This is a genomic window from Bradyrhizobium sp. LTSP849 (assembly GCF_000938255.1).
GTDB lineage: Bacteria > Pseudomonadota > Alphaproteobacteria > Rhizobiales > Xanthobacteraceae > Bradyrhizobium.
Map to the genome: position 1 here is coordinate 49,191 of NZ_JYMR01000001.1, position 26,109 is coordinate 75,299.

General features: G+C 64.6%; 22 protein-coding genes. 11 read left to right on the plus strand and 11 right to left on the minus strand.

Features of this window, described 5'->3' with window-relative positions:
- The first annotated feature begins 187 nt into the window (after positions 1–187).
- Entirely contained in the window at positions 188–1,054 is an 867-nt protein-coding gene (locus UB31_RS00215; protein ID WP_045009373.1) for a S1C family serine protease, read from the plus strand.
- On the plus strand, positions 1,051–1,422 hold the full coding sequence (locus UB31_RS00220; RefSeq protein WP_045003526.1) for a response regulator transcription factor: 372 nt from the start codon (positions 1,051–1,053) through the stop codon (positions 1,420–1,422). Before UB31_RS00215 ends, UB31_RS00220 begins: the two co-directional genes overlap by 4 nt.
- On the opposite strand, the gene UB31_RS00225 is transcribed toward UB31_RS00220, so the two are convergent.
- From UB31_RS00225 to UB31_RS00245, 4 genes are all read right to left on the minus strand, one after another.
- On the minus strand, positions 1,417–2,487 hold the full coding sequence (locus tag UB31_RS00225; protein ID WP_045009374.1) for a sensor histidine kinase: 1,071 nt from the start codon (positions 2,485–2,487) through the stop codon (positions 1,417–1,419). The genes UB31_RS00220 and UB31_RS00225 overlap by 6 nt on opposite strands.
- Positions 2,474–3,166: a response regulator transcription factor gene (locus UB31_RS00230; RefSeq protein WP_045003530.1), complete on the minus strand. Its 693-nt coding sequence runs from the start codon at positions 3,164–3,166 to the stop codon at positions 2,474–2,476. The genes UB31_RS00225 and UB31_RS00230 overlap by 14 nt, the downstream gene beginning before the upstream one ends.
- Positions 3,167–3,263: 97 nt before the next feature.
- A complete protein-coding gene (locus UB31_RS40130; protein ID WP_082078359.1) occupies positions 3,264–3,800 on the minus strand; it encodes a hypothetical protein in 537 nt (178 codons plus the stop codon).
- 330 nt (positions 3,801–4,130) lie between these two features.
- Positions 4,131–6,467, minus strand: coding sequence for a Tex family protein (locus tag UB31_RS00245; RefSeq protein ID WP_045009376.1), 2,337 nt, complete (start codon positions 6,465–6,467; stop codon positions 4,131–4,133).
- Positions 6,468–6,875: 408 nt separating this feature from the next.
- Between UB31_RS00245 and atzD the strand changes: the two genes are divergently transcribed.
- Both atzD and UB31_RS00255 read left to right on the plus strand, forming a co-directional pair.
- Positions 6,876–7,985: a cyanuric acid amidohydrolase gene (gene atzD, locus UB31_RS00250; RefSeq protein WP_045003535.1), complete on the plus strand. Its 1,110-nt coding sequence runs from the start codon at positions 6,876–6,878 to the stop codon at positions 7,983–7,985.
- A gap of 126 nt (positions 7,986–8,111) precedes the next feature.
- Positions 8,112–9,581, plus strand: coding sequence for an amidase (locus tag UB31_RS00255; protein ID WP_045003536.1), 1,470 nt, complete (start codon positions 8,112–8,114; stop codon positions 9,579–9,581).
- Positions 9,582–9,618: 37 nt separating this feature from the next.
- Here the strand turns inward: UB31_RS00255 and UB31_RS00260 are convergent, their stop codons facing one another.
- Both UB31_RS00260 and UB31_RS41975 read right to left on the minus strand, forming a co-directional pair.
- Positions 9,619–10,845, minus strand: coding sequence for an LON peptidase substrate-binding domain-containing protein (locus tag UB31_RS00260; RefSeq protein ID WP_045009377.1), 1,227 nt, complete (start codon positions 10,843–10,845; stop codon positions 9,619–9,621).
- Positions 10,846–11,026: 181 nt separating this feature from the next.
- Positions 11,027–11,344, minus strand: a complete 318-nt coding sequence (locus tag UB31_RS41975) for a hypothetical protein (RefSeq protein WP_045003538.1) — start codon at positions 11,342–11,344, stop codon at positions 11,027–11,029.
- A gap of 231 nt (positions 11,345–11,575) precedes the next feature.
- On the opposite strand from UB31_RS41975, the gene UB31_RS00270 reads away from it, so the two are divergent.
- From UB31_RS00270 to UB31_RS00295, 5 genes are all read left to right on the plus strand, one after another.
- Complete coding sequence (locus UB31_RS00270; protein WP_045003539.1) at positions 11,576–12,499, plus strand: PaaI family thioesterase; 924 nt, start codon at positions 11,576–11,578, stop codon at positions 12,497–12,499.
- Positions 12,500–12,565: 66 nt separating this feature from the next.
- Entirely contained in the window at positions 12,566–12,931 is a 366-nt protein-coding gene (locus UB31_RS00275) for a hypothetical protein (RefSeq protein ID WP_045003540.1), read from the plus strand.
- 580 nt (positions 12,932–13,511) lie between these two features.
- Entirely contained in the window at positions 13,512–14,351 is an 840-nt protein-coding gene (locus tag UB31_RS00285) for a M48 family metalloprotease (protein ID WP_156175111.1), read from the plus strand.
- Positions 14,348–14,740 carry a hypothetical protein gene (locus UB31_RS00290; protein ID WP_045003543.1) on the plus strand — a complete coding sequence of 131 codons (393 nt, stop codon included), beginning with the start codon at positions 14,348–14,350 and terminating at the stop codon, positions 14,738–14,740. Before UB31_RS00285 ends, UB31_RS00290 begins: the two co-directional genes overlap by 4 nt.
- Complete coding sequence (locus UB31_RS00295) at positions 14,737–15,465, plus strand: hypothetical protein (RefSeq protein WP_156162988.1); 729 nt, start codon at positions 14,737–14,739, stop codon at positions 15,463–15,465. Before UB31_RS00290 ends, UB31_RS00295 begins: the two co-directional genes overlap by 4 nt.
- A gap of 19 nt (positions 15,466–15,484) precedes the next feature.
- On the opposite strand, the gene poxB is transcribed toward UB31_RS00295, so the two are convergent.
- From poxB to UB31_RS00310, 3 genes are all read right to left on the minus strand, one after another.
- The gene (gene poxB, locus UB31_RS00300; protein WP_045009380.1) at positions 15,485–17,221 is read right to left on the minus strand and encodes a ubiquinone-dependent pyruvate dehydrogenase; all 1,737 of its coding nucleotides are present in this window, start codon (positions 17,219–17,221) and stop codon (positions 15,485–15,487) included.
- 79 nt (positions 17,222–17,300) lie between these two features.
- Entirely contained in the window at positions 17,301–17,933 is a 633-nt protein-coding gene (locus UB31_RS00305) for a 2-dehydro-3-deoxy-6-phosphogalactonate aldolase (protein ID WP_045003549.1), read from the minus strand.
- 13 nt (positions 17,934–17,946) lie between these two features.
- Entirely contained in the window at positions 17,947–18,861 is a 915-nt protein-coding gene (locus UB31_RS00310) for a 2-dehydro-3-deoxygalactonokinase (RefSeq protein WP_045003550.1), read from the minus strand.
- A gap of 217 nt (positions 18,862–19,078) precedes the next feature.
- On the opposite strand from UB31_RS00310, the gene UB31_RS00315 reads away from it, so the two are divergent.
- Positions 19,079–20,176, plus strand: coding sequence for an LLM class flavin-dependent oxidoreductase (locus UB31_RS00315; protein WP_045003551.1), 1,098 nt, complete (start codon positions 19,079–19,081; stop codon positions 20,174–20,176).
- 57 nt (positions 20,177–20,233) lie between these two features.
- Positions 20,234–20,785, plus strand: coding sequence for a flavin reductase family protein (locus UB31_RS00320; protein WP_156162989.1), 552 nt, complete (start codon positions 20,234–20,236; stop codon positions 20,783–20,785).
- A 9-nt stretch (positions 20,786–20,794) separates the two neighbouring features.
- Here the strand turns inward: UB31_RS00320 and UB31_RS00325 are convergent, their stop codons facing one another.
- Both UB31_RS00325 and UB31_RS00330 read right to left on the minus strand, forming a co-directional pair.
- Complete coding sequence (locus UB31_RS00325) at positions 20,795–22,651, minus strand: sigma-54-dependent Fis family transcriptional regulator (protein WP_045009381.1); 1,857 nt, start codon at positions 22,649–22,651, stop codon at positions 20,795–20,797.
- Positions 22,652–22,759: 108 nt separating this feature from the next.
- Positions 22,760–26,065 carry an acetyl-CoA carboxylase family protein gene (locus UB31_RS00330; protein WP_045009382.1) on the minus strand — a complete coding sequence of 1,102 codons (3,306 nt, stop codon included), beginning with the start codon at positions 26,063–26,065 and terminating at the stop codon, positions 22,760–22,762.
- Positions 26,066–26,109 lie beyond the last annotated feature (44 nt).

A 26,109-nucleotide genomic window follows, 5' to 3' on the forward strand; every position in this document is an offset into this window, starting at 1 on the left:
CTGAAAACGTTCAAAGCCGGGCGGCGCAATTTTGCGATTGCTACACGTTCCCGTGAGCGGCTCCCAATCACATGTTCGTCGGCCGTGGTCCTACGGAGTCCGATCCCTTTGGCCTGTCCTGGCCACCCGGCCAGTTTCGCAATCGCCCGCAACATCCCAGATTGAGGACAGCTTACAGGAGCCCGCCATGACCGCCTCCACCCCTCTGTCCTCGCTATCGTCCGCGCTCGCGGATGTCGTGGCGCGCGCCGCGCCGTCCATCGTCTCCGTGCACTCGCATCGCTCCCGCGCGACCGGCTTCGTCTGGAAGCCCGGCCTGATCGTCACCGCTGATGAGGCGCTGGCCGAGGAGGGTAAGGTCGAGATCGGCCTCTCCGACGGCAGCACGGTCGCCGCCACGATCGCGGGCCGCGACCATACGACCGATATCGCGCTATTGCGCGCTGACACCGGCATCGCCCCTGTCAAGATGGCCGCCATCGTCCCAGCCCTCGGCACGTTGGCGGTCGTCGTCGCGACCAACCGCGACGCACCGAGTGCGGCGCTGGGGATGGTGTCGCTGTCCGGCAAGAGCTGGCGCTCCTTGCGCGGCGGCGACATCGATGCGCGGATTGAGCTCGACGTTCGCCTGCGTCCCAGCCAGGAGGGAGGCCTTGCGCTCGATGCCTCGGGCGAGGCCTTCGGTATGGCCGTGCTTGGGCCTCGGCGCGTGCTGGTGATTCCGACGGCCACGATCGAGCGTGTCGCGACGCAGCTCGATACGCGCGGCCGCATTGCTCGCGGATATCTCGGGCTCGGGCTCCAGCCGGTGCGGCTCGACGACGGTGTCGGCGCGATGGTGATGAATGTCGACAAGACTGGCCCCTCGGCCGCCGCCGGCATCCGCCAGGGCGACGTGATCGTGGCCGTCGACGGCCAAAAACTCTCCGGTGTGCGCGCACTGTTACGAACGCTGGGACCCGCGAGCGTCGGTTCGGTGGTCGATGTCGCGGTGCGCCGCGGCGACGAGCCGGCCAGCTTCAAGGTCACGATCGGCGAGAGGCCAGAGGCGTGAGCGAGGACAAAACGCCGGAGATCGTGCTGTCGCTCGAGATCGACGATCCCGCCCTCGCCGATCGCCTGGCGGCGCTGCTCAGCGGCGTCGCGGGGCTTCGCCTTGCCGCGCCCGGCGAGCACGCTGCGGCAACGGTGGTCGCCCGCGATCCCCGTAGCATGCCCGAAGACATCGCATTGACGCAGCGCGAGCTCGACGTGCTGGCGCTGATGGCTGAAGGTTCCTCCAACAAGATGATCGCGCGTCAGCTCAACATCTCCGTGCATACCGTGAAGTTTCATGTCGGCTCGCTGCTCGACAAGCTGGATGCCACCGGCCGCACCGATGCAGTGGCGCATGCGGCGCGCCGCGGCGTGATCGAGCTATAGCGCCACCGGGAAGCTGAGCTGAACCGTCAGGCCCGGCGCATTGTCATGTAGTGCGACCTCTGCGCCATGGAGGCCGGCAACGGCGGCGACCAGGCTCAAGCCCAGTCCGTTGCCCGGGGTGTAGCGGCTCTGCTCGAGACGGTAGAAGCGCTTGAACACGTGATCACGCGCCTCAGTGGGAATGCCCGGACCATCATCGGCGATTGCGATCATCGCGCCGTCGCCGGCGCTGCGGCAGGTCACAGTCACCTGTCCGCCCGCACGGCCGTGCTTGATCGCGTTATCGACGAGATTGGCGATCGCATCGAACAGCAGATCGCGGTCGCCGGTCACTGGCACCTCGCGGTCGCCGCCGAGGCTGAGACGGGTGACAACCTGTTCGGCAGCAGCGTCGTAGAGCTCGACCACCTCGCCCGCGATCTCGGCAAGATCGAGCGCGCGAAATGCACTCCTGCGCGCGCGGGTCTCGATTTCCGAGATCCGCGTGATCGAGGCGAACATGCCGAGCACGGCGTCGAGGTCGGCGATGGTGTCGCCGATCAGAGCCGCATCGGACTCACCGTCGCGCGGGGCGTGATAGGCCTTTTCCAGCCGGCCGCGCATGCGGGTCAGCGGCGTGCGCAAATCGTGGGCGACGTTGTCGCTGACTTGCTTGACCTCGCCCACCAGCGTCTCGATGCGGTCGAGCATCTGGTTGAGGTTTTCGGCGACGCGGTCCCATTCGTCGTGGCTGCCGCGCAAGGGGATGCGCTGGTCGAGACCGGCAAGCATGATGGCGCGGCTGGTGGCATTGATCTCTTCGATCCGTCCCACCGTGCGCCGTGTCACCAGCACGGCCGCAAGGCCGGCCAGCACTGCAAGCAGCACCGCGACCGCGATCATCGCAAGCTCGATCATCGCGGTGAAGCCGCTGTGATCGCCAGCGTCGCCGACCCGGCTCTCCACATAGGCGAGCGTGCCGTAATAGACATAAGCCATGATCGCCGCGACGATCAGCCCGAATGCGGCGATCGCGATCAGCGCCAGCCGGAAGGTTGACGAAAGAAGCGTTTTAACCAGGAGCACGGATGCAATATCCGATGCCGCGGATGGTATGGATCAGCGGATAGGCCTGGGCATCGTCGACCTTGCGGCGGACGCGCCCGACATAGACGTCGATGATGTTGGTGGAGGGATCGAAATGCAGATCCCAGACATGCTGGAGCAGCATCGCGCGGGAGACGACGCGGCCCTCATTGCGGACGAGATATTCGAGCAACTGAAACTCGCGCGGCAGCAGCGGAATTTTGCGGCCGCGGCGACTGGCATTGCGTGCAATCAGGTCGATGGCGAGATCGCCGACCCGCAAAATGGTTTCCTTGGCGATGGTCTCACTGCGGCGGCCGAGCGCTTCCAGGCGGGCGAGCAGTTCGACAAAGGAAAATGGCTTGACGAGATAGTCATCGCCGCCGGCGCGCAAGCCGCGCACGCGGTCGTCGACCTCGCCGAGCGCGGAGATGATCAGGAAGGGAGCAGCAACGCCATCATCGCGCATTTGCCGCATCACGGTGATGCCGTCGATGTCGGGCAGCATGCGGTCGATGGTGATCACAGCATAGTCGCGCGCGGCGCCGTGGCTCAGGGCTTCGCGCCCCGTGGCGGCGAGATCGACATCGTAACCGGAGGTCGTCAGCTCCTCGACGAGCTGGCCTGCGGTTTCCGGATCGTCCTCGACGACCAGGATGCGACGGTGGCCTCCGGTCATGACAAACTCCGCGCGACGATCGCCACCAGACTATCCCGTTCCGGGGCTGAGCGGAACTGCCCGGTGGCGATCGCGACAATGGTGCGGTACGGCGGTGCTAATACCAATTATCCCCGCACACATTGACCCATTGCCATCCATAGGGCGTCAAGCTCCTGCGCCAACAGCCATCGTCGTAATAGTTGGCGTAGTAGGGCGCGCCGAAGACGGCGAAACGGCGGAAATGATGGTGGTGAAAGAAGAAGGCATGGCGGCCGATGAAAGGCCGGCCGTGCAAGCCGGCACCGGCGAAGCGCGGCCCGAAGGCAGCGCGGGTCGCCAGTGGCGCACCGGCAAAGCGTGGCCCAAAGGCAGCACGGGCGGCCATCGGCGAGCCGGCAAAGCGGGCGCCGCCGAAGTGAGCACGGCCCATGCCGCCGAAGTGCATGCCGCCGCCCATGCCGCCGACGTGCATCCCTCCACCGCCGAAATGCCCGCCGCCGCCGAAGCCGCCACCACCATGCCCTCCGCCGCCAAAACCACCACCACCATGGCCACCGCCGCCGCCTCCACCTCGGGCAAGAACGGGCGAAGCGACCGCCAATGTCGCAGCCATGGCCGCCGCGACGATGCCGGTGAGAAGCCTGTTGTTCATCAGAAGATCCTCCTTGTCACGGCGACAGTCTCGCCGCTCCAGAGGACCAGATGAGGAGAATGCGCCCTCACCTTCAACTTACAAATGCGCCAGATTCTGACGCGGAAGTTAGGGAGGCAAGCTCTCTCACCCTCGCCCCGTTCTTACGGGGAGAGGGTGAGGTGAGGGGCTATTTCCGCGAGTGTGATGCGAGCTGATTCACGACACTCACTCAACGAGTCGGATGGACCTACATCTCGGCGACGCAGTGCCCTGCCCCTCACCCGGATCGCTGGCGCGATCCGACCTCTCCCCGCAGCAGGGCGGGGAGCGGTTAAGAGAGACGCGGCGCTACGCTCGTTTGCCACCGTTCTTCTCGGCCGCACGTCGCAATGCTTCCGCGAGCGCGCCACCGCCGGAGGATTCCTGCTTGCGCGGCGCCGACGAGGTCATGCGGGCGGCATTGCGCGAGCTGTTGTCGCGCTGCATGCCGGGCGCATCCTTCTTGTCACCGACCTCGTCGTCGAGCCGCAAGGTCAGCGAGATGCGTTTGCGCGCGACCTCGAAGTCCAGCACCTTCACCTTGACGATGTCGCCGGGCTTCACCACCTCGCGCGGATCCTTGATGAAGGTTTTTGACATCGCCGAGATGTGCACGAGGCCGTCCTGGTGCACGCCAATGTCGACGAAGGCGCCGAAGGCGGCGACATTGGTCACGGTGCCCTCGAGGATCATGCCCTTCTTGAGATGCTTGATCTCCTCGACGCCCTCCATGAACACCGCGGCCTTGAATGCCGGACGCGGATCGCGGCCGGGCTTTTCAAGTTCGCGCAGGATGTCGGTGACGGTCGGCAGACCGAAGGTCTCGTCGACGAAATCCTTCGGCTTCAGCGTGCGCACGATCTCGCTGCTGCCGATCAGTGCCTTGATGTCGCTCTTGGTGGCGGAAAGGATACGCCGCACCACCGGATAGGCTTCCGGATGCACGCCGGAGGCATCGAGCGGGTCTTCGCCGCCGAGGATGCGCAGGAAGCCCGCGCACTGCTCGAACGCCTTGGGCCCGAGCCGCGGTACCTCCTTCAGCGCCTTGCGCGACTTGAAGGGGCCGTTAGCATCGCGGTGCTGCACGATGCTTTGCGCCAGGCCCGAGCCGACGCCCGACACGCGGGCGAGCAGCGGCGCGGACGCCGTGTTGACATCGACGCCGACGGCGTTCACGCAATCTTCGACCACGGCATCGAGCGACTTGGCGAGCTTGGCCTGACCGAGGTCGTGCTGATACTGGCCGACGCCGATCGCCTTGGGCTCGATCTTGACCAGCTCGGCGAGCGGATCCTGGAGCCGACGCGCGATCGAAACCGCGCCGCGCAGGGTGACGTCCAGCTCGGGCAATTCCTGCGACGCGAAGGCAGACGCCGAATAGACCGACGCGCCGGCTTCCGACACCACGATCTTGGTCATCTTCAGTTCGGCCAGGCCCTTGACGAGGTCGGCTGCAAGCTTGTCGGTTTCGCGCGAGGCGGTGCCGTTACCGATCGCAATCAGCTCGACGCGGTGCTTCAGCGCGAGCTTGCCGAGGATGGCAAGCGACTCGTTCCACTGCCGCTGCGGCTCGTGCGGATAGATCACAGCGGTATCGACAACCTTGCCGGTCGCGTCGGTGACGGCGACCTTGACGCCGGTGCGGTAGCCGGGATCGAGTCCCAAGGTGACGCGGGTGCCGGCGGGCGCGGCCAGCAACAGGTCGCGCAAATTGGAGGCGAACACGCGCACGGCCTCGGTCTCGGCCGCATTCCACAGCCGCATGCGCAGGTCGATATTGAGATGCACCTGGATCTTGGTGCGCCAGGCCCAGCGCACGGTGTCGATCATCCAGCGGTCGCCGGCGCGCTTGAGATCGGCGATGCCGAACCGCTTCATGATCTTCAGCTCGTAGATTCCCGGCGCGCCTGCCGGCGGCGCTTCGGGCTCGGCCTGGATCTGAAGATCGAGGATCTCTTCCTTTTCGCCGCGGAACATCGCGAGGATGCGGTGCGAGGGCAGCTTTGTCAGCGGCTCGGAGAACTCGAAATAGTCGGCGAACTTTTCGCCCTCGGTCTTCTTGCCGTCGCGCACCTTGGAGGCCATGCGCGCATTGGTCCAGACGTCCTCGCGCAGCGCGCCGATCAGGTCGGCGTCCTCGTCAAAACGTTCGACCAGAATGGCGCGGGCACCGTCGAGTGCTGCGGCAGCGTCCGCAACGCCCTTCTCGGCGTTGACGAAGGTCTCCGCAACCAGCTTGGGATCGTTCGTGGGCTCCGCCATCAGCTGATTGGCGAGCGGCTCGAGGCCGGCTTCCTTGGCGACCTCGGCCTTGGTGCGGCGCTTGGGCTTGAACGGCAGATAGATGTCTTCGAGGCGCGCCTTGCTGTCGGCGGCGAGAATACTGGCCTCTAACGCGGCATCGAGCTTGCCCTGCTCGCGGACCGACTCGAGGATTGACTTGCGGCGATCTTCGAGCTCACGCAGGTAGACCAGGCGCTCCTCCAGGGTGCGTAATTGCGCGTCGTCGAGCGCACCGGTCGCTTCCTTCCGGTAACGGGCGATGAAAGGGACCGTGGCGCCGCCGTCAAGCAACGTCACCGTCGCCTCGACCTGCTCGGGGCGAACCCCAAGCTCCTGCGCAATTTTCTGGTTGATATTCGCCACGCGAGAATCCCTCTTCCAAGCACGCAACGCGAACCGAAACCGGCCGCGGGACGCCGCTTATGGACCAACCAAGGTTGATTCATCAAGGTGCGGCGCGCAACCGTCGACAGAGGATTTTTTTGTTGACCCGATGCGATCTCGCCACAATCGTGGGGGCGGCGGCCCAGCGCTGTGTTGCGTCGATCAAGATATTAGCCCGTCATCCTGAGGTGCGAGCCATGGGGCGCAACGCGCCACATGGTGAGCCTCGAAGGATGAACGGCCAAGAGCCGGGCCGTCGCCCTTCGAGACGCGCAAGAGCGCGCACCTCAGGGTGACGGTGTGAGAGCACGGCTTGTGGCTTGACATGCACCCCGGTTCCACGGCTGGTTTACGTGCCGGGCCCCTAAAGCCCACACGAGGACTAGAATGCGGACGACATCGGTCGGCGTCATCAGGATCGCCACCAAGGGCCCCGGCGACGTCTCCGGCCTCATGGACTTGATCGGCTCCGGCGTGATCGACCCGAAATCCATCCTCGCCGTCCTCGGCAAGACCGAGGGCAATGGCGGCGTCAACGACTTCACCCGGGAATATGCCGTCGCCGCGCTGTGCACGGCGCTGGCGCCGAGGCTCGGCCTGTCTCCGGAGGAGGTCGAGCAGCGCATCGCCTTCGTGATGTCCGGCGGCACCGAGGGCGTGCTCAGCCCACATATCACGGTGTTCACGCGCCGCGAAGCCGAACGACCGGCCAGTGTTTCCGATAAGCGCCTGAGCATCGGCATGGCGCATACCCGCGATTTTCTCCCCGAGGAGCTCGGTCGTTCCGCGCAGATCGCGGAGACGGCCAAGGCCGTCAAGGCCGCGATGGAGGATGCCGGCATCGCCGATCCCGCGGACGTCCATTTCGTGCAGATCAAATGCCCGCTGCTCACCAGCGACCGCGTCGAGGCGGCAGGCGCACGCGGTAACAAGACAGCGACGACCAGCGCCTATACCTCGATGGCCTATTCGCGCGGCGCCTCCGCGCTCGGAGTTGCGGTGGCGCTCGGCGAGATCACTTCCGACATCCGCGATGAGGACGTACTGCGACGCTACGATTTGTTCTCGTCGGTCGCCTCCACCTCGTCCGGGATCGAGCTGATGCATAATGTCGTCATCGTGCTCGGCAACTCGGCGTCATCCGCGAGCGAATTCGAGATAGGACACACCGTGATGAGCGACGCGATCGACGCCACCGCGGTAATGTCAGCGCTTGAGAGCGTCGGACTTGGCATTGCGTCACAAGCAAAGGCGGGCCGCGAGTTCGTCAACATCTTCGCCAAGGCCGAGGCCTCGCCGAACGGCAGCGTGCGTGGCTTCCGTCATACCATGCTGGAAGACACCGACATCAGTTCGACGCGCCACGCCCGCGCAGCCGTCGGCGGCTTGATTGCCGGCCTCGCCGGCACCGGTGCGATCTACGTCTCCGGTGGCGCCGAGCACCAGGGACCGGCCGGCGGCGGTCCGGTTGCGGTCATTGCACGGCTGCCCGATTGATGCATCCGCATTAGAAGCTCACACGACCTCTCCGCCCGGCGCAACCCTGCCCCTCGCGCCGGCTCAGTTGATTCAGGCGGTCCCTTGCGAAAAAGGTGACGCCGCATCTCAAGGGATTTGAACTTCATGACTTTGCCGATGAGCTGGAACGAATGGGCACAGCACGATGGCGTGGGGCTGGCCGCGCGCGTCCGCAAGGGTGAGCTGACGGCGAAGGAATTGGCCCGCCAGGCCGCCGCGGCCGTTGCCAAGGTCAATCCGACGCTGTCAGGCGTGGTCGAGCTGTTCGACGACGTGATCGCCGATCCGGCCAAGGACGGCGCCAATCTCGCCGGCCCGTTCGCAGGCCTGCCCTTCCTGATGAAGGATCTCGGCCCGACCATGAAGGGCCGGCTCCAGGAGATGGGCTCGCTGTTGATGCGCGGCAATCGCGCCGCCGCCGACACATTCCTGACCGGAAAATTGCGCCAGGCCGGACTGAACCTGATTGGGCGAACGACGACGCCGGAATTCGGCGTGTGCAGCTCGGCCGACAATCCGGCCGTCTATGTCACGCGCAATCCCTGGAATACCGACTACACCACCTGCGGTTCATCGGCGGGAAGCGCGGCGATGGTCGCGGCCGGCGTCGTGCCGATCGCACATGCGACCGATGGCGGCGGCTCGATCCGCATTCCCGCCGGCGTCAACGGCAATATCGGCCTGAAGGTGTCGCGCGGCGTGTTCTCGCTGGCGCCGCACATGTCGGACCTCACCGGCCTCGTCTCGATCCAGGGCTGCCAGTCGCGCTCGGTGCGCGACACTGCGGCCTTCGTCGACCATGCCCGCGGGCCTGCGCCCGGCGAGTTCATGCCATTCTGGACCACGGCGCAGCCCTATAGCGAGATGGTCAAGCGCGATCCGGCGAAGCTTCGCATCGCGCTGTCGCACACCTGGGGTGACTACACCGCGACGCCGCACATCGCGGCCGAACTGGAGAAGACCGGCCGTTTCCTCGAAGGCCTCGGCCACCACGTCGACTATGCGCTGCCCGAGCTCGACTTCCGCACCGCGTTCGAGGCCCAGACTACCTGCTACATCAGCAATTTTGCCGTGGTGATCTCCAACATGCTCGCCGCACGCGGGCTGGAGCGGCCGCCAGAGGATCTGATCGAGCCCGTCAACATCCGTATCTGGGAAGCCGGGCGGCACACGAGTTTCGCCGACCGCGCCAGGATGCAAGGCGTGTTCAACACGACGTCGCGCGGCTTCGGCAGCTTCTTCGAACAGTGGGACGTGATCCTGACGCCGATCACCGCGCTGCCGACGCCGAAGGTCGGCACGAAAGAATATCTCACCATCTCCGACAATCCGGACGTGCTCGACTGGTTCGGCAATCTCTGGCGCTTTTTCGCCTTCACGCCGCTCGCCAATCTCTGCGGCATGCCCGCGATCTCGATGCCGATGGCGGCGCAAGATCACGGCCTGCCGCTCGGCATCCAGGCGATTGCGAAGCAGGCCAATGACGGCCTGCTGCTGCAACTCGCCGCCCAGATCGAGCGCGCACTCGACGGCAAGTGGAACGGCGGCAAGAAGCCGAAGGTGCATGTCGGCTAGGGGTCAGCGATCGCATTGAGATGCGATCGCCTGGGCTCTACTGCGCGCCCTTGCCAACGCCTCGCGCGATCGCTTTATCGGTGGGCCCGCGCGAGACACCATGATCCGCGAGCAGCCGCGCCGCGGGGCTTCGCGTTTCGGCAAACAAGGCGACAAGCGCATTGGCGCCGGTCACAGCGGCATAGCCCACCTCCTGAGCGTGGAGCGCGGCGCGCTGATCGACGCGCTTGAACGCCGCCGTGGGCTCGGCACTCCCGGTCTCGGTCACGGTGTGTTTGAGCTCGTTGTCGAGATATTGCGCAAGGCTTTGCCTCAGCCCAGCGAGATTTGCGTCGCAGGCGCGCATCACCGCAGATGCTTCCGCATCATCGATCAGAGCGAGCAGCAAATGCTCAAGCGTCGCGTATTGATGGCGACGCCCATCAGCGTGATCCAGCGCCTGCCGTTTCGTGGCCGCGTAATTTGCCGAGATTTGGCGCTGCGACAGATCAAGCAGCGCTTCGATCCGCTCGAGCCGTTTCATGGGATCGAGCGTCGCCAGCAGCTCGTATTTGTCGCTGACGGGCAGCCTCATCCGCGTCGCGACGGTATCGGCGATCTGTCCAGGATCGCGCGTTTGATCGAAGAACAGCCAGATATCCGGTACCAGAATTCCATGCGCCGCCGTGTAATCCTGAAAACGCTGATAGATCCTTCGGATCAGATCCCGGGCATCGCGGGCCGCTCCTTCGCTAACTTCAGCCGCCTCAGCCTGATAGCCAGAGGCTTCAGTCGCAAAGCTGCGTAGCGCGACACGCCGATGCGCGCGCGTCAGCACCCTGAACGTACCATCGGCGAGCGGTTCGAGTTCGAGCAGCTGGGCCAATACGCCGATTTCGTAAACATCGGAAAATCGGGGTTCATCGACGGCCGCCTCCTGCTGGATCGCCACGACGATCTCCCGCCCACCTTCAAACGCCTGGTTCAGGGCCTGGACGGTTCTCTCGCGGCCCACAAACATCGGGTAAGTCGCATTCGGAAATGGAACGAGATCGCGCAGCGGAACGGCTGGATAGACCGCCGTTGTCGTCTTGAGCCGTGCAGCCGGTACAGTTGCGTCACGGCGCTCGGCGTGAAGCAGTGCCGACAACGTGTTCCAGTCGGCAACGCCGAGCATCCTCGACACCAGTTCGAGGCTCTCGCTGTGACTGATGGTGACGGCCTTGGTAGTCAGGGATTCGCGCAGGGTCTGCGCCATAGCCTTGGCATCGCGAAAATCGCGCATCGGTTCGTCCTCTGCATGAGCGATCCAGGTGTGTCAGGTGGTTGCGTTGCTGACCCGGTCGCTCGGGCAAAGGGGGCCGATCAGGGCTCGATACGTTCACCATTCCGCGGAGGGGGCAACCGGCAGGTCGTATCAACCTGCGTAAAAAATGGCGCAAACAGTGCGTCGAGTCAATTGCCGTTCAATTCTTCACCGCCGGAATCTCCTCCGGAGTCGGCTGCTGCTGTCCGAGCTTGTACATCGCCAGTGCCTTGTCGAGCGCTTCGCGCAAGGCCAGTGCCGCGGCCACGCTACAACGCAGATGCGCGGTCTGGACCACGTCGACCCTGACGGCAGCACCGACCGGCAGCAGGAGGTTGGCGGCGAGCTCGATCTGGATCGCGCCGTTGTGATGGCCGAAGCAGGACGCGCCGTCGAAATAGATGATCGGCGCCCGCTCGGAGCTGGAGCTCGAAATGGTGACGGGCCCCTGATTGGCGGGCGTCTCGGGGTCGGCCATGGGATACTCCTCGCGGGCAGTGGACGAACGCCCACCATCGTTGCTTCGCCCCGCCCTGTCGAGGCCAAACCGGGCCTAAAGCGCGATGTCATCGCGCTTTAGGTTATTGTTTGAGCATGATCTTTTCGGAAAACCGCCGCGCACTTTTCCGGATCATGCTCGAGCAGACCCGCCGTACAGCGATGCATGCGATGTTTTGCGCGGCGCGCGGCACTGGTCTAGAACGTGACCATGTCCAACTCTCCTACGTCCAGCTCACCGACCACGCTTGCCTTCGCGGAACTCGCCGAGGCCATCAAAGGCCGCCGTTCCGATTACGGCCATATCAGCGGACTCCAGCTCGACCGCTTTGCACCGGGAGAAGCCTGGTCGAGCCTGCCCTACCGCCCCGCCTTCGTCGGCGACACCGAGACCGGCGTACTGCATGGCGGCGTCGTCACCGCGATGCTGGACGAGAGCTGCGGCATGGCCGTGCAGCTCGCGCTCGACGGCACAAGTGCGATTGCAACGCTCGACCTGCGCATCGACTACCAGAAGCCGGCGACGCCCGGCCTCGACATCAAGGCGCATTCGGTCTGCTACCGCACTACCCGTTCGATCGCCTTCGTGCGCTCCACCGCCTACCAGGACTCCGAGGACGATCCGGTCGCGACCGCGACCGCCTGCTTCATGATCGGCGCCAACCGCACCAACATGCTCGCGGACATCAGGCTCGACAACCGCGCCATCGCGACGCTGGAGGCGCCTGAGGATCCGGATGGCCCGTTCGCCAACAGCCCGTTCGCGCGCTGCCTCGGCATTCGCGTCAACGACGATGGCACGCTGACGATGCCGTTCTCGCCAATGATCATCGGCAACCCGATCCTGCCCGCGATCCATGGCGGCATGACCGGCGCCTTCCTCGAGACCACCGCGATTTTTGGCGTGAGGCGCGAGCTCGGGATTGCCGCACTACCGAAGCCGATCGGGCTGACGGTCAACTATCTGCGCTCCGGCCGTGCGCTCGACAGCTTTGCCAATGTCTCGATCGTGAAACAGGGCCGGCGTATCGTCGCCTTCGAGGCGCGGGCCTGGCAGGACGATCCGGATAAACCGATAGCCTCCGCCTTCGGTCATTTCATGCTGCGCCCGACGCCTGGAAATGACGAGGAATAGGCGTATTTTGCTTGACGGCCGGGGCTTGGGACTCAACGATAGCGCGTTCCCACGAGAGGTATTGGGTTGCGGCATCCGATCGACATCATCGCCATGTTCGCCGCCATCTGGCTGTTGGCGTCGATGGTGCTTGATGCGCTCACGCCGAAAGAGCTGACGGCGGTCATGATCGCCATCGCGATCGGCCCCGCCATCATCATCACCGCCGTGTTCTATTATCTGCGCTGCCCGCGGACGGATTTCGCGGTGATATTCGCAGCGCTCTGGCTGATCTCGGACATCGCCATTGCCTTCATCTCGCCGAAAGAGCTGCCGCACTTCCTGATCGTGCTTGGCTTCGTGCCGGCGGCGATCATCGGAATTGTGCTGCACTGGCTGCGCTTCCAGCGCCGCCACGAGCGTCTGCCGTTGCCTTCGGCGAAACGCAGCTAGCGAATTCGATGAAGCAACGAGGACGTTCCGAACGATCCTACAATTTTTGGGGAGGCTCGCGGAAAACGATATCCGCAAAGGATGTATTGCTATATGCTATCAACCTCACGCAGATGAAGGCTCGGACCCCGATTGCCGCGGAGTAGAGGATGTCCTCTTCCAAAGGCGCAGCCCAACAGGTGGACGACTTCTACGTCCAGCTGTTCGCGCGTGGCAAACCGCAAGAAGTCGAAATCGGGGCTCCGGACAATGACCCCGTAGCCCGCGTCATCGAGACGATCACCGAAAGCATTCTGCGCTACGCCGGGACTACGCTGAAGGACGTTGAGCTCGCGCAGTTGCTGCAACCAGACCGCGTGCTCATACGAACGATTCCGCCCGCGGGTATCGAAGCATTGACGATATGGATCGCGCCTCGGCATGTCATCGCGGTCAACCGAGGCCTTGCCCTGTTCGTCTACCGACTCGCCCGGGCGCTTGCCGCCCACGGATCGTACGCGGGCCGAACGACCCACCAGCGCCGCCGGAAAGCCAGACGATTGGCATCATCGCCTCCCTGCTGGACTGGATGGCGTCACCCGTGCGCGCACCGCTTGTGGAGGATTGGCCGGTCGGACCACGCGAGACGAAAACTGCGGAGAACTTCGCAACCTCGGCTGAGCGCTTCGTAATCGCGCACGAAGTCGGGCACATCCTGCACAAGCACCTGATCACAGACTCCGCCAAGGTGGATCTCGCAAAGGCTTCCCTCGCGGAACTCGATAAACGGCCGGTCGAACAGGAGATCGAAGCCGACGTGAGTGGCACCTTCATTTCGATCGAGTCGATGGACAAAGACGGGATCGATCCGCGTGCAGCAGTCACCGGCATTTATTTTTTTCTGCGCGCCGTCCAGCTTGGAGAGCTGGTCGGCGCCATTGAGGTCGACGAGGCACATCGCCCGGCCGAAGAGCGGCTCAATATTTGCGATCACGTGATTGGCGGACGCTATGGATCGCATGCGCCCGTGCTGCGACAATGGGCTCGTTCAAGCGACGAATTGCTCGAACGGTTCGCCAGGGCAGCACTCAAGGAGCGAGATCGACGTCGGCTGGTGGCGGCCGCGCGCATGGACGAGGTTCTGCGGACCACGACGTGGAGCATGGGCCAGCGTGATATCGCGCGAGACACGGCGCTGCTGAAGGAAATGCAGTCTCTGATGTCGCATTCGCCCAGTGCCGTCGTGGAGGCCCTGGCCGCGAACCTCTGTGACGCCGACACATACAGGCAGGTCCTGCAATCCGCTTCATCTGTTGAGGCGCTCGAGCGGGACGATCGCTGGCGGCGTCATCAAATCGCGCACTTCATCGCCCGATACGCGCCAGTTCCGGTAAAGCAGTGCCTAGGTGTACGATTTCCAATCATGGGGGGCCAAGCTTGAAGAAGCCGCTCAAATACATCGACCAGCCCGATCCCACGTGGTCGGCCTTGGCCGTCGAAAGTTTCAACGTAACTCCGCGTCCGGATGCCCATGACCCAATGGTGCTTGAGCTGGATGGCAATTGCCCGCGCTGCAAAGACCACATGCAACACAGCGAGTTCCTGATCGCGTTCAAGGGCGTGGCTCCGACGAGCCCCGAAACCCTGCGCGCGACGGTCAAGACGTTGCGGGATGCTGGGATGATCAACGGACCGCTGCTACCTGTAGAGTTCAGCGTCCGGTGCCGCTGCCAGGTTGTGCACCCCGACGGTCTCGGACGCTCCGGACTCACCGGATGTGGCGCGACCTGGAAGATGCGTATCGAGAGCGTCGACGAGGAACACTCGTGAACGACACTGCGCCATCACATGTGAATGCAAGATCGAGTGGACCGGTCATCAAGCCAGTTCCACCGCACGATCCGATGCCCAGCGCAAGCGAACTTGGCGACCGAGCCCGCCTGGCGGAAGAGGTCAAGGGCGCCCTTGAGCGGGTTAGGAAGACGGCTGAAAGCTGGCGAACCGGTACAGCAGGTCTTCTCACCTTGGTCACGACCATCCTGCTCTTCAAAGGTCAGGGTACGATCAACGCATATGAACCCTGGGTCCAATATGCACTCGGCGGGCTCACCTTGCTCGCGGTCGTTCTGGCGATGATTTCGTTATGGCTGTTCCTCCTGGCTGCTTATGGCAGACTGCGAACGGTCACCGTACAGTCCATACTGACTGAAGGCGGGGTCGACATTCGCAACGTGAACCTGGCGACGGCGGCATTGAACGATCTGGGCTGGGCCCAGCTCCTTGCAGTTATCAGCGCAGCATTGCTCGCGGCCGCGATTGCGTTGTCCTGGTACGGACCGACAGCAGCAAGCAAACCCCTTGCATTCGTCAAAATGGTCGTTCGCGGCGCAACGGCAAGCCAACCCACCGAGACTCTGTGCGGAGAGTTAACAGCGCAGGACGGCACCAACACCGTCCTGAAGATCAAGGGCGAGCCCGATGCCAGGCGGCTCCCGACTCCGCAACTGGTTTCCCTGGTGCTGGTCGCGACTTGCGCGCAGGAAGCGACGAAATAGCGCGCCAGTCTCGTTGCGCCTAGCGCGACAGCAGATTCGTTTTCGCCAGATCCAGCACCTCGTCGCCGCGGCCGTTCATCACCGCACGCAGCACCCAGAGGCTGAAGCCCTTGATCTGCTCGGGCGTGATGGTCGGCGGCATCGACAACTCCTGCTTGGCGGTGACGACATCGAGCAGCGCCGGCCCATTGTGGGCCAGCATTTCCTTCATCGCGCCCGGAAGCTCGCCGGGATCCTCGACGCGTTTGGCGAAGATGCCCATCGCGCGCGCCATCGCGGCGAAGTCGGGATTCTCCAGGTCGACATTGGTGTCGACGAAGCCGGCCGCCTTCATCTCCAGTGCGACGAAGCCGAGCACGCCGTTGTTGAAGACCACGACCTTCACCGGCAGCTTCATCTGCGTCAGCGTGATCAAATCGCCCATCAGCATGGTGAAACCGCCGTCGCCCGAAAGCGAGATCACCTGACGGCTGGGCTGCGAGGCCTGCGCACCGATTGCCTGCGGCATGGCGTTGGCCATCGAGCCGTGCACGAAGGAGCCGATCAGCCGGCGGCGGCCGTTCATGTCGAGATAGCGGGCGGCCCACACCGTCGGTGTGCCGACATCAGCGGTGAACACTGCGTCATCAGAAGCATGATCGCTGATGACCTTGGCGAGATATTGCGGATGGATCTGCTTGCTGCCCGGCGTGCCCTTGGCAAGCGAGTCGAGCCCTTCCCGCGCTTTCTTGTAGTGTGCAACAGCATCGTCGAGATGCTTTCGCTGCGTCTTGCTCTTCAAGAGTGGCAGCAGCGCCTCGATGGTGAGCTTGACGTCGCCGACGAGACCGAGATCGATCTTGCAGCGCCGGCCGAGATTCTCGGGGCGGATATCGATCTGCGCAACCTGGCAGTCGGTCGGGAAGAACTGCTTGTAGGGGAAATCGGTGCCGAGCATCACCAGCGCGTCACAGGCATGCATGGCGGCATAGCCCGAGGAGAAGCCGATGAAGCCGGTCATGCCGACGTCGTAGGGGTTTTCGTATTCGACATGCTCCTTGCCGCCGAGCGCATGCACAATCGGGCTCTTCAAGGCCTCGGCAAGCTGCATCAAGGGCGCATGCGCGCCAGCGCAGCCGCGGCCACAAAACAGCGTGATGCGCTCAGCACCATTGAGGAGATCCGCGAGCGCCTTCAACTCGTCGGCTTGCGGCACGACCTTCGGCGGCGACAGCGCAAGCCCGCGCGCCGTCGACAGCGCGCGCTTGGGCGGCGTACGGAAGGCGACGTCGCCGGGCATGGCGATCACGGCCACGCCGCGCAAGCCCACCGCCGCGCGAATCGCGTTTTCCAGCACATAAGGAAGCTGGCTCGGATCCGAGACCAGCTCGCAATAATGGCTGCATTCCCGGAACAGGTTTTGCGGATGGGTTTCCTGGAAATAGCCGCCGCCGATCTCGGCCGACGGAATCTGCGCCGCGATCGCCAGCACGGGAACACGGCTGCGATGCGCGTCGAACAGGCCGTTGATCAGATGCAGATTGCCCGGGCCGCAGGAGCCCGCGCACACCGCCAGGCTCCCCGTCATCTCGGCTTCACCGGCGGCCGCGAATGCCGCGACTTCCTCGTGCCGGACATGGATCCATTCGATAGTACCGCGGCGCCGCAGCGATTCGGTGAAAGCGTTCAGGCTGTCGCCGACGATGCCATAGATGCGCTTGACGCCGGCCTGTTCGAGCGTTGCCACAAACAGATCAGCTATGTTGTTGATCGCCATGTCGGTCTCCTGATCTCGCCGGTAACGCAAGATAGGACACTAAGCCGCCGTGACGGCATCACGGCTTGTTTATTACTGCTCAATCTTTCACAATCGCCCGATCGTAGGCCGCGATCGTCGCCTTGGCGCGGGCGGCGACATCGGCCGCATTCATGCCGGGCTTGTAGAGGCTGGAGCCGAGCCCGAAGGCGGTCACGCCGCCCTTGATATACTCCGCAAAATTCTGGTCGGAGACGCCGCCGACGGCCGCGATCAGCACGCCGGCCGGCAGCACGGCGCGGATCGCGGCGATGCCGGAGGCGCCGAGCACGCTGGCCGGAAAGAACTTCAAACCCGATGCGCCGGAGCGCGCCGCGAGCAACGCTTCGGTCGGCGAGAATACGCCCGGCAACGTGACCATCGCGTACTGATGGGCACGCGCGAGCACCAGCGTATCCACATTCGGCGAGACCATCAGCTTGCCGCCGACGTCGTTGAGGCGATCGACATCTGCGGTCGTCAGCACCGTGCCGGCGCCGATCAGCACGCCGGCCGGCGCCTGCTTCACGGCAAGTCCGATGGAGCGGAACGGATCGGGCGAATTCAAGGGAATCTCGATCGCGGTCATGCCGGCCTCGATCAGCACGCCGACGATGGCCTCGGTCTCCTCCGGCTTCACGCCGCGCAGGATCGCAACCAACGGTCGCTTCATCGGCGGAAAGGGAATGCTCATCTTGGGAGTCCTTCTATTTCACCCAGATCGCGGCCGCCGCCATCGACAGGCCGCGGCGGACGGCTTCGTCGGCATCGATCGGCTTCACCGCGACCGACAGCGCGTCAAAGGCCAGCTGGTACAACATCGCGAGCCGTCCCGACGCAATCAGCGTGACGCCAGCTTTCGGCAACGTCCCGGAAAGTCCTGCCGCGAGTTCGACCCCGATCAACGTGCCCGACAGCCTTTCGCGCGCGGCGGACGGCGTGCCGCCGAACAGGAGCTGTCGCGACCGCGCGCCAAACAGGAGATTGGCGGCGAAAGCAGGCGCCTCGTATGCGGCAATGACGGCGGCCCTGAAACTCGCGACGTCTTCGGCGTCATCGGCGCCGGCGACCGCGAGCGACAAGATCGTCTCGCGCGAGATCACGCTGAAAAGCTCACCGGTCATGAAGGTGGAAAAATGTTCGACCATCCCGCCCTTCATGCGCACCCATTTCGAATGGGTGCCGGGCATGCACACCAGCGTCTCGCCCGTGGCATCCAGGCCAAGCGCGCCGAGCAATTGCGTCTCTTCACCCCGCATCACGTCCGGCGCCCTGGCGTCGCGCTGCGCGATACCCGGCAGGATGCGGATGTCGCGTGTTTGGCCCGGCACGCGCGCGGCCTGCCTCAGGATGCCCACAAGCGGCGCCGGCGTGTCGACATAGCCCGCCTCGACCCAGCCGGTGCGGGCACCCGCCATACCGCAGACCAGAACCGGCAGATGCTCGGGGGCCTCGACCGCAGCGAGATGCGATTGCAGCACCCCGGCGAAACCAGCCTTCGCCGCCACCAGCATGCCCTCGTCGCTGCGGCGCTCGGCCAGAACGTGGCCGGCGCGATCAACCAGCCAGAGCCGAAAGCTGCTGGTGCCCCAGTCCACAGCGACATAGGCAGGCTCACTCATGTCAGTTCACGTCCTCGTCTCACCGGCAAGACGCCGTCTCGCGACAATGAGACGACGCCACGCATTTCCGCCTCGGGATATCGGCTATTGCCGCTGCAAACCAGCCTTTTCTCGTCAGTTTGAGCCCTGACCCCGCTGGCACACCGCTTGCTCAAGCATCTCCACTCACATCCGTGAACCGCGCAACAAGACGCGTCAACATCAGATGAGGAAACCCATGGAGATCGGATATTTCACGATGCCTTCGCACCCGCCGGAGTGCGGCCTAAAGGAAGGAAACGACTGGGACCTGCTGGTCATGCGCTGGCTCGACGAGCTCGGCTATCAGGAGGCCTGGGTTGGCGAGCACCACACCGCGCCCTGGGAACCCAACCCCACGCCGGATCTCCTGATCGCGCAGGCGCTGATGCAGACCAAGAATATTCGCATCGGACCGGGCGGCTTCCTGCTGCCCTATCACCATCCCGCCGAGCTCGCCAACCGCGTCGCCATGCTCGACCACCTCTCCGAGGGCCGGCTCAATTTCGGCGTTGCGGCTAGCGGCCTGCCGAGCGACTGGGCGATGTTCAACGTCGACGGCATGAGCGGACAGAACCGCGACATGACGCGCGAGGCGCTGGAGATCATCCTGAAAATGTGGACCGATCCCGCGCCCTGGACCTACAAGGGCAAGTTCTGGACGGTGACCAAGCCGGACACGATGTTCGACTTCCTGAAGCCCCACATCAAGCCGTTGCAGGCGCCGCATCCGCCGATCGGCGTTGCCGGGCTGTCGAAGAACTCGGACACACTGAAGCTCGCCGGCGAGCGCGGCTTCATTCCGATGAGCCTCAACCTCAACCCGGCCTATGTCGGCAGCCATTGGGACTCGGTCGAGATCGGCGCCGCCAAGACCGGCCGCAAGCCGAACCGCCAGGACTGGCGGCTGGTGCGCGAGGTGTTCGTCGCCGACACGGATGAAGAGGCCTGGAAGCTCTCGACCGGCGACATGATGGGCCGGATGATGGGCGAGTACTTCCTGCCCCTGCTCGGCCATTTCGGCTTCAAGGACTATCTGAAGCACGCGCCCGACGTGCCCGACAGCGACGTCACCGTCGAATATTGCGCCAAGCGGAACTGGATCGTCGGCTCGCCCGCAACCGTCGCCGAGAAGATCGAGAAGATCTACGACGAGGTCGGCGGCTTCGGCGTGCTCCTCGTGTTCGGTTTCGACTACAAGCACAAGCCGGAAGCCTGGAAGCATTCGCTCTCCCTGCTCAGCAACGAGGTGATGCCGCGCCTGAAGCATCTCGGCGGTGCGCGCAGGGCGGCTTGACCGGAGGCGGGTGCGGCGCGATCCTGCCGCACCCGCATCTATTTCGGAGATTTGGGCGTGACGGTCGACGCAAAGGATTTCAAACAGGCGATGCGCCAATGTGCCGGCGCCGTCGCGCTGGTCACGGTCGGCGCCGAGCATGGCAAGCGCACCGGGCTGACGGTGACCTCGGCCTGCTCGCTGTCGGACAATCCGCCGTCGCTGATCGTCTGCGTCAATCGCAACGCCAGCGCACATGCGCGTATTCGTGAGGAAGCCGCCTTCGCGATCAACTTCCTCCACGAGGATCACGCGCTGCTGGCGCTCACCTTCAGCGGCCAGAAAGGCGTCAACGGCGACGACCGTTTTGCCTTCGGGCAATGGACCCGCGGGGCGACCGGCGCGCCGGTGTTGACGGATGCGGTTGCCGCATTCGACTGCGTGCTGGCACAGGAATTCGAGACGACAACGCATTCGATCTTCGTCGGCGAGGTACGCGGCGTGTCGCATTCCGACGGGGCGCCGCTGGTGTATCTGCGCAGCAGCTTCCACATCCCTCAAGAAATCCGCGGCACCGTTTCGGTCGGCGATCTCGATTCGCGACATCTGAGCTGGAGCGATTTTTCGTAGAGAGCGGCGCTACTGCGCCGTCTCAATCTTCAGCAGCTTGATCTTCCGATACAGCGTGGCACGGCTGAGTTTTAGCGCGCGCGCCGCCTCGGTGACGCGGCCGCCATGCTTGCGCAACGCTTCAATGATGGTCGCGCGTTCGGCCGCGGCAAGATCCGACTCCGCCGTCCTCCGACCAAACGGCGGCAGATCGAGGTCTGCGTCGGTGATGATACCATCCTCCGCAGTGCAGCCGGCGAGCCGCAGCACGTGGCGGAGCTGGCGCATATTGCCGGGATACGGATAGGCCGCGAGCTGCGACCAGGCCTCCTCCGACAGGCGGCAGTTCGGCGCCTCTTCGCGCGCGATCTGGCGGATGACATCATCTCTGTCCGCGCGCTCGCGCAGCGCTGGCAGGCGCACCTCCATGCCGCGGAGACGGAAGTAGAGATCAGCGCGGAAGACGCCCTCTTCCGCCATGCGACCGAGGTCGCGATGGCTGGCACTGATCAGGCGAATATCGACGGGCACAGGCTTGAGCGCGCCGAGCGGCCAGACCTCGCGATTTTCCAGTACGCGCAGAAGCCGCGTCTGTAGCCCGATCGGCATGTCGCCGATCTCGTCCAGGAACAGCGTACCGCCGTCAGCCTGCACGATCAGGCCCTTCGAGCCGTCACGCCGCGCGCCGGTGAAGGCGCCGGCCTCGTAGCCGAACAGCTCGGCGTCGATCAGGCTCTCCGGCATCGCCGCGCAGTTCAATGCGACATAGTTGTTGCGGGCTCGGTTGCTCGCGGCGTGAATGGCGCGGGCGAACACGTCCTTGCCGACGCCGGTCTCGCCATGTAGCAGCACCGGTAGATTGTGATCGCCGATGCTTCTGAGCCGCTTCACGCTCTTGATCAGGCTGGGATCACGGCCGGCGAGCCGGTGCAGCGCGTCGAAGCGATCGACGGTTACATCGCGACGTGGCGTAGAAGACTTCGCGCGCAGCGGCGGCACAACATGCCCCTGCCCTAACGCGCTGCCATCGGCGCGGCGCAGCTCGACGAGCTCGTCGGCATTGCGCGCGGCGCGATGATCGAATTTGATGTAGCGTGACAGATCGATGCCGGACGCGATCATGCCATCGGTGAGGCTGAGCAGCGCACGCGCCGACCGGCAGGCGCCGACGATGCGGTGGTCGTCGTCATAGGCGAGCAGGCCGCTGCCGCCGTCGCCCGGCACGGTCGCGATCCAGGCGTTGTGGAAATGATCGCGGAAGATCGCGCCCTCCATCCGGCGCGTCGCCTCCATCGTCACTGCAAGCGCGAGCTGATGCGCGGTCCGTTCGAGATCCTCGCGGCACGAGGTGATGTTGATGGCGCCTGCAAGGCGTCCGGCCTGGTCGAACAGCGGCGCCACGGCGCAAGAGAACATGTGCCACTGCGCGCGGAAATGCTCGTCGCGATGCACCAGGATCGGCTTCTGCTCGGCGAGGCAGGTCCCCAGACCGTTGGTGCCCTCAAACGTCTCGGCAAAGTTCGAACCCGTATAGATCTTCCAGTCCATGAACATTTTGGCGTCGGCTTCGCCCGGCAGGCGGCTGAACAGCATCGTTGCATTCGTGTCGGCGAAGTTGACGCAGTAACCGGCGTCGCGCAGCACGCGGGCGAGATCGTCGAGCTCGGGCGTGAGCAGCCTGATCGTCTCTTCCATCGGCTCGACGACGTGCCGCACCTCTGCCTCGGTAAGCGTCTGTGGCGGACCCTGGCGGGCGGGGTCGAGCTTGTGGCTGATCAGGCAGCGCCGCCAGGAATTGGCGATGCGCGAAGAGGCGTCGACGTCGGCCACGTGATTGGCGACGGACAAGACACGGGCGACATGGTTCGAGGCCGAAAGGCTGGCCATCGCGGACGTCTCCACCCTGTATTATTGTGCAAAGTCTGGCACCACAGGCGGGGATGTCAATCGGGAACCGGGAACAGACGCGACGCCGTCAGAATTGCTGCACTGCCCTCACCAAGTATCAATGCAAGGCCGCTTCTTCCCTGTCCTCGCCGACGGCTTCGGCACCGTGCGGAGCCCTGCCATGATCCAGCGCCGCGTCTCGGCGGGATCGATGACATTGTCGATCTCGAACACCGAGGCGATCGAGACCGCCTTGCCGTTGGCGTAGAGCTCCGCGACCTTGTTGCGGTAGTAGGTCTCGCGCTCCTCGGGATCGGCGATCGCCTCCATCTCCTTGCGGAAGCCGAGACGAACATAGCCCTCCAGGCCCATGCCGCCGAACTCGCCGGTCGGCCACGCCGCCGTGAAAAACGAGGCGTGGAAGCCGCCGCCGATCATCGATTGCGCGCCCAGCCCATAGCCCTTGCGCAGCACGATGCCGAACAACGGCACAGTGAGGCTCGCGCCGGTGACGAACATGCGCGAGACATGGCGCACGATCGCGGTCTTCTCGGCCTCGGGGCCGACCATGAAGCCGGGCGTGTCGCAGAGCGAGACGATCGGCAGATCGAAGGCGTCGCAGAGCTGGAGGAAGCGCGCGGCCTTGTCGCCGGCGTCGGCATCGATCGCGCCGCCGAGATGGCGCGGATTGTTGGCGATCAGGCCGAACGGTTTTCCTTCAATGCGGATCAGCGCGGTGATCATGCCGACGCCGTAGTCGCGGCGCAGCTCCAGCACGCTGTCCTTGTCGGCGACGAGATCGATCACCCTGCGGATGTCGTAGACTCGCAGCCGGTTCTCAGGGATCGCGCGACGGAGCAGGCGCTGATCGGCCGCCTGCCACTCCGTCACAGCGCCCTGGAAATAGGACAGGTATTTTTGCGCGGCCCGCGTCGCATCCTCCTCGTCCTCGACGAGAATGTCGATGACGCCGTTCGGCGACTGGAACGAGACCGGGCCGACCTCGGCCGGATGATAGACGCCGAGCCCGCCGCCCTCGATCATCGCGGGGCCCCCCATGCCGATCGACGCATTCTTCGTCGCAATGATGACGTCGCAGCAGCCGAGCATCGCGGCATTGCCGGCGAAGCAATAGCCCGAGACGATTCCGATCACGGGCACGAGCCCGGAGAGCCTTGCGAACTGCACGAAGGATGGGCCGTCGAGGCCGGTCATGCCGAGCCGGTCGGTGTCGCCAGGCCGACCGCCACCGCCTTCGGCGTAAAACACCAGCGGCACGCGCCAGTCTTCCGCCAACGTCAGCATGCGGTCGATCTTCTTGTGGTTCATGTGGCCCTGCGTGCCCGCAAGCACGGTGTAGTCGTAGGCCACGACGATGCAGCGGCCGCCTTCAGGGCCAAACTTCTCGGCATTGACGGTGGCAACGCCCATGACGAGGCCATCGGCCGGCGTGTTCTTGATGAGATCGTCGAGCTTGCGGCGGCGGCGCTGCGCCGCGATTGCGAGGCTGCCATATTCCATGAACGAGCCGTCGTCGACCAGCTGCGCGACGTTCTCGCGCACGGTGCGCTGGTTGGTATTGCGGCGACGCTCGACCGAGCCCGGGCGGTTCGCGTCAAGTGTATTGGCCTGACGCGCAATCAGCTCGGCGAGATCGGGACGAACGTGGTCGAGATCGACATCGGCTTCGGCCGCCGAATGATCCGCCGCGACGTCGAGCGGTTCAAGATAGAGGATCGGCTCGCCATGCATCAGCGTGACACCGTCGCCGGCGACGAGCTTCATCACCCGGCCGCCCTGTTCGGCCATGACCAGATGCTCCATCTTCATGGACTCGATCACTGCGAGTTGCTGGCCGGGGCGCACGATCTCGCCTTCCCTGACCTGGATGGTGACGATGGTTCCTTGCAGCGGTGCCGCAACCATCACGGCACCTTCGGGTACGGCTTGCGCGACATGCGCTTCCGCGCTGTGGCCACCACTCCGTTCAGCCGCAGCGAAGTAGAGTGGCTTGGCCGCGCCATCGGCGGCCTCGACAAGCTTGCCGATGTTGCGATCGATGAAGTCGGTCGCGATGCGGTTGGTCCTGAAATCGGGATGCGCGAGCACCGCTTGAAGGAAGGCGATGTTGGTGACAACGCCGTCAATCCGGAACTCGCGCAAGGCACGCGAGGCTTTTGCGACTACGTCGTGCCAGGCTTCGCCCGGTGTGTGCACGATGACTTTGGCGAGCAGGGAGTCGAAGGCGGCACTGGTCTTGTAGCCGGCATAGCCAAAACTATCGACGCGGACACCGGGCCCCGACGGCGGTTCGAACACGGCGAGCACACCGCCGGTCGGATGCGTGGCGCCGGTCTCATCCAGCGTCTCCATATTGACCCGCAACTGCATGGCATAGCCGCGCGGCTTCGGGATCGAGCCTTGCGCAAGGCCGAGCGAGGCCAGCGTGCTGCCTGCGGCAATTGCGAGCTGGGCGCGGACAAGGTCGAGGCCGAGCACCTCTTCCGTCACGGTGTGTTCGACCTGAAGGCGCGGATTGGCCTCGATGAAGGCAAAGCTGTCCTCAGCACCGCCGTCGACCAGAAACTCGAACGTGCCGAGATTGTCGTAAGCCGCGGCCGTTGCAAGCTGCTTCGCCGCCTCGATGATACGGCCGCGCAGGGGCTCGCTCAACGAAGGGCTCGGCGCCACCTCGATCAGCTTCTGATGGCGGCGCTGGATGGTGCATTCGCGTTCCCAGAGATGAGAGATCGCGCCGTGGCGGTCGCCGATAATCTGCACCTCGATATGGCGCGCCTGCCGGATCAGTCGCTCGGCATAGACACCGTCGAAGCCGAACGCCGCCTTGGCCTCGGACTGGCAGCGGGCATAGGCCTCCGCGAGATCCGCAGCGTTCTCCACCACGCGCATGCCACGGCCGCCGCCGCCGGCCATTGCCTTGATCACGATCGCCGCATTGCTGCCGAGCGAGGTGAAGAACGCCGTGATCTCCTCGACCGACGACGGCCCGCTGGTGCCGGCGATGATCGGCACGCCGCAGCGTTTTGCCAATTGGCGTGCCGCGACCTTGTCGCCGAACAGTTCGAGTGCCGCGACCTTCGGCCCGACGAAGGCGATGCCGGCGTCGGCGCAGGCCTTCGCGAACGCCGCATTCTCACTGAGGAAGCCGTAGCCGGGATGCACGGCATCGCAGCCGGCGCTCTTCGCCGCCTTCACCACGGCATCGATGTCGAGATAGGCCCGCGCTCCACGACCGGGGATTTCGACGGCGTCATCGGCAACACGCACGTGCAGCGACAGCGCATCATCGGCCGGATGGATCGCAACCGTTGCAATGCCGGCATCGGCGGCTGCGCGCGCTATGCGGATGGCGATCTCGCCGCGATTGGCGATCAGGAGCTTCTTGAACGACATGCAGCGGTCTCCATGGCCCCGCGGCCAAACGCAAGGCGGCAGGT

What these genes read in the sequence shown, in the direction of transcription:
- poxB (WP_045009380.1), bottom strand. Translation starts at nt 17,221, where the DNA reads ATGGCGATCAACAACATAGCTGATCTGTTTGTGGCAACGCTCGAACAG.
- UB31_RS00230 (WP_045003530.1), bottom strand. Translation starts at nt 3,166, where the DNA reads ATGACCGGAGGCCACCGTCGCATCCTGGTCGTCGAGGACGATCCGGAA.
- UB31_RS00260 (WP_045009377.1), bottom strand. Translation starts at nt 10,845, where the DNA reads ATGCGCGATTTTCGCGATGCCAAGGCTATGGCGCAGACCCTGCGCGAA.
- UB31_RS41975 (WP_045003538.1), bottom strand. Translation starts at nt 11,344, where the DNA reads ATGGCCGACCCCGAGACGCCCGCCAATCAGGGGCCCGTCACCATTTCG.
- UB31_RS00305 (WP_045003549.1), bottom strand. Translation starts at nt 17,933, where the DNA reads ATGAGCATTCCCTTTCCGCCGATGAAGCGACCGTTGGTTGCGATCCTG.
- UB31_RS00330 (WP_045009382.1), bottom strand. Translation starts at nt 26,065, where the DNA reads ATGTCGTTCAAGAAGCTCCTGATCGCCAATCGCGGCGAGATCGCCATC.
- UB31_RS00325 (WP_045009381.1), bottom strand. Translation starts at nt 22,651, where the DNA reads ATGGCCAGCCTTTCGGCCTCGAACCATGTCGCCCGTGTCTTGTCCGTC.
- UB31_RS40130 (WP_082078359.1), bottom strand. Translation starts at nt 3,800, where the DNA reads ATGAACAACAGGCTTCTCACCGGCATCGTCGCGGCGGCCATGGCTGCG.
- UB31_RS00310 (WP_045003550.1), bottom strand. Translation starts at nt 18,861, where the DNA reads ATGAGTGAGCCTGCCTATGTCGCTGTGGACTGGGGCACCAGCAGCTTT.
- atzD (WP_045003535.1), top strand. Translation starts at nt 6,876, where the DNA reads ATGCGGACGACATCGGTCGGCGTCATCAGGATCGCCACCAAGGGCCCC.
- UB31_RS00270 (WP_045003539.1), top strand. Translation starts at nt 11,576, where the DNA reads ATGTCCAACTCTCCTACGTCCAGCTCACCGACCACGCTTGCCTTCGCG.
- UB31_RS00315 (WP_045003551.1), top strand. Translation starts at nt 19,079, where the DNA reads ATGGAGATCGGATATTTCACGATGCCTTCGCACCCGCCGGAGTGCGGC.
- UB31_RS00255 (WP_045003536.1), top strand. Translation starts at nt 8,112, where the DNA reads ATGACTTTGCCGATGAGCTGGAACGAATGGGCACAGCACGATGGCGTG.
- UB31_RS00215 (WP_045009373.1), top strand. Translation starts at nt 188, where the DNA reads ATGACCGCCTCCACCCCTCTGTCCTCGCTATCGTCCGCGCTCGCGGAT.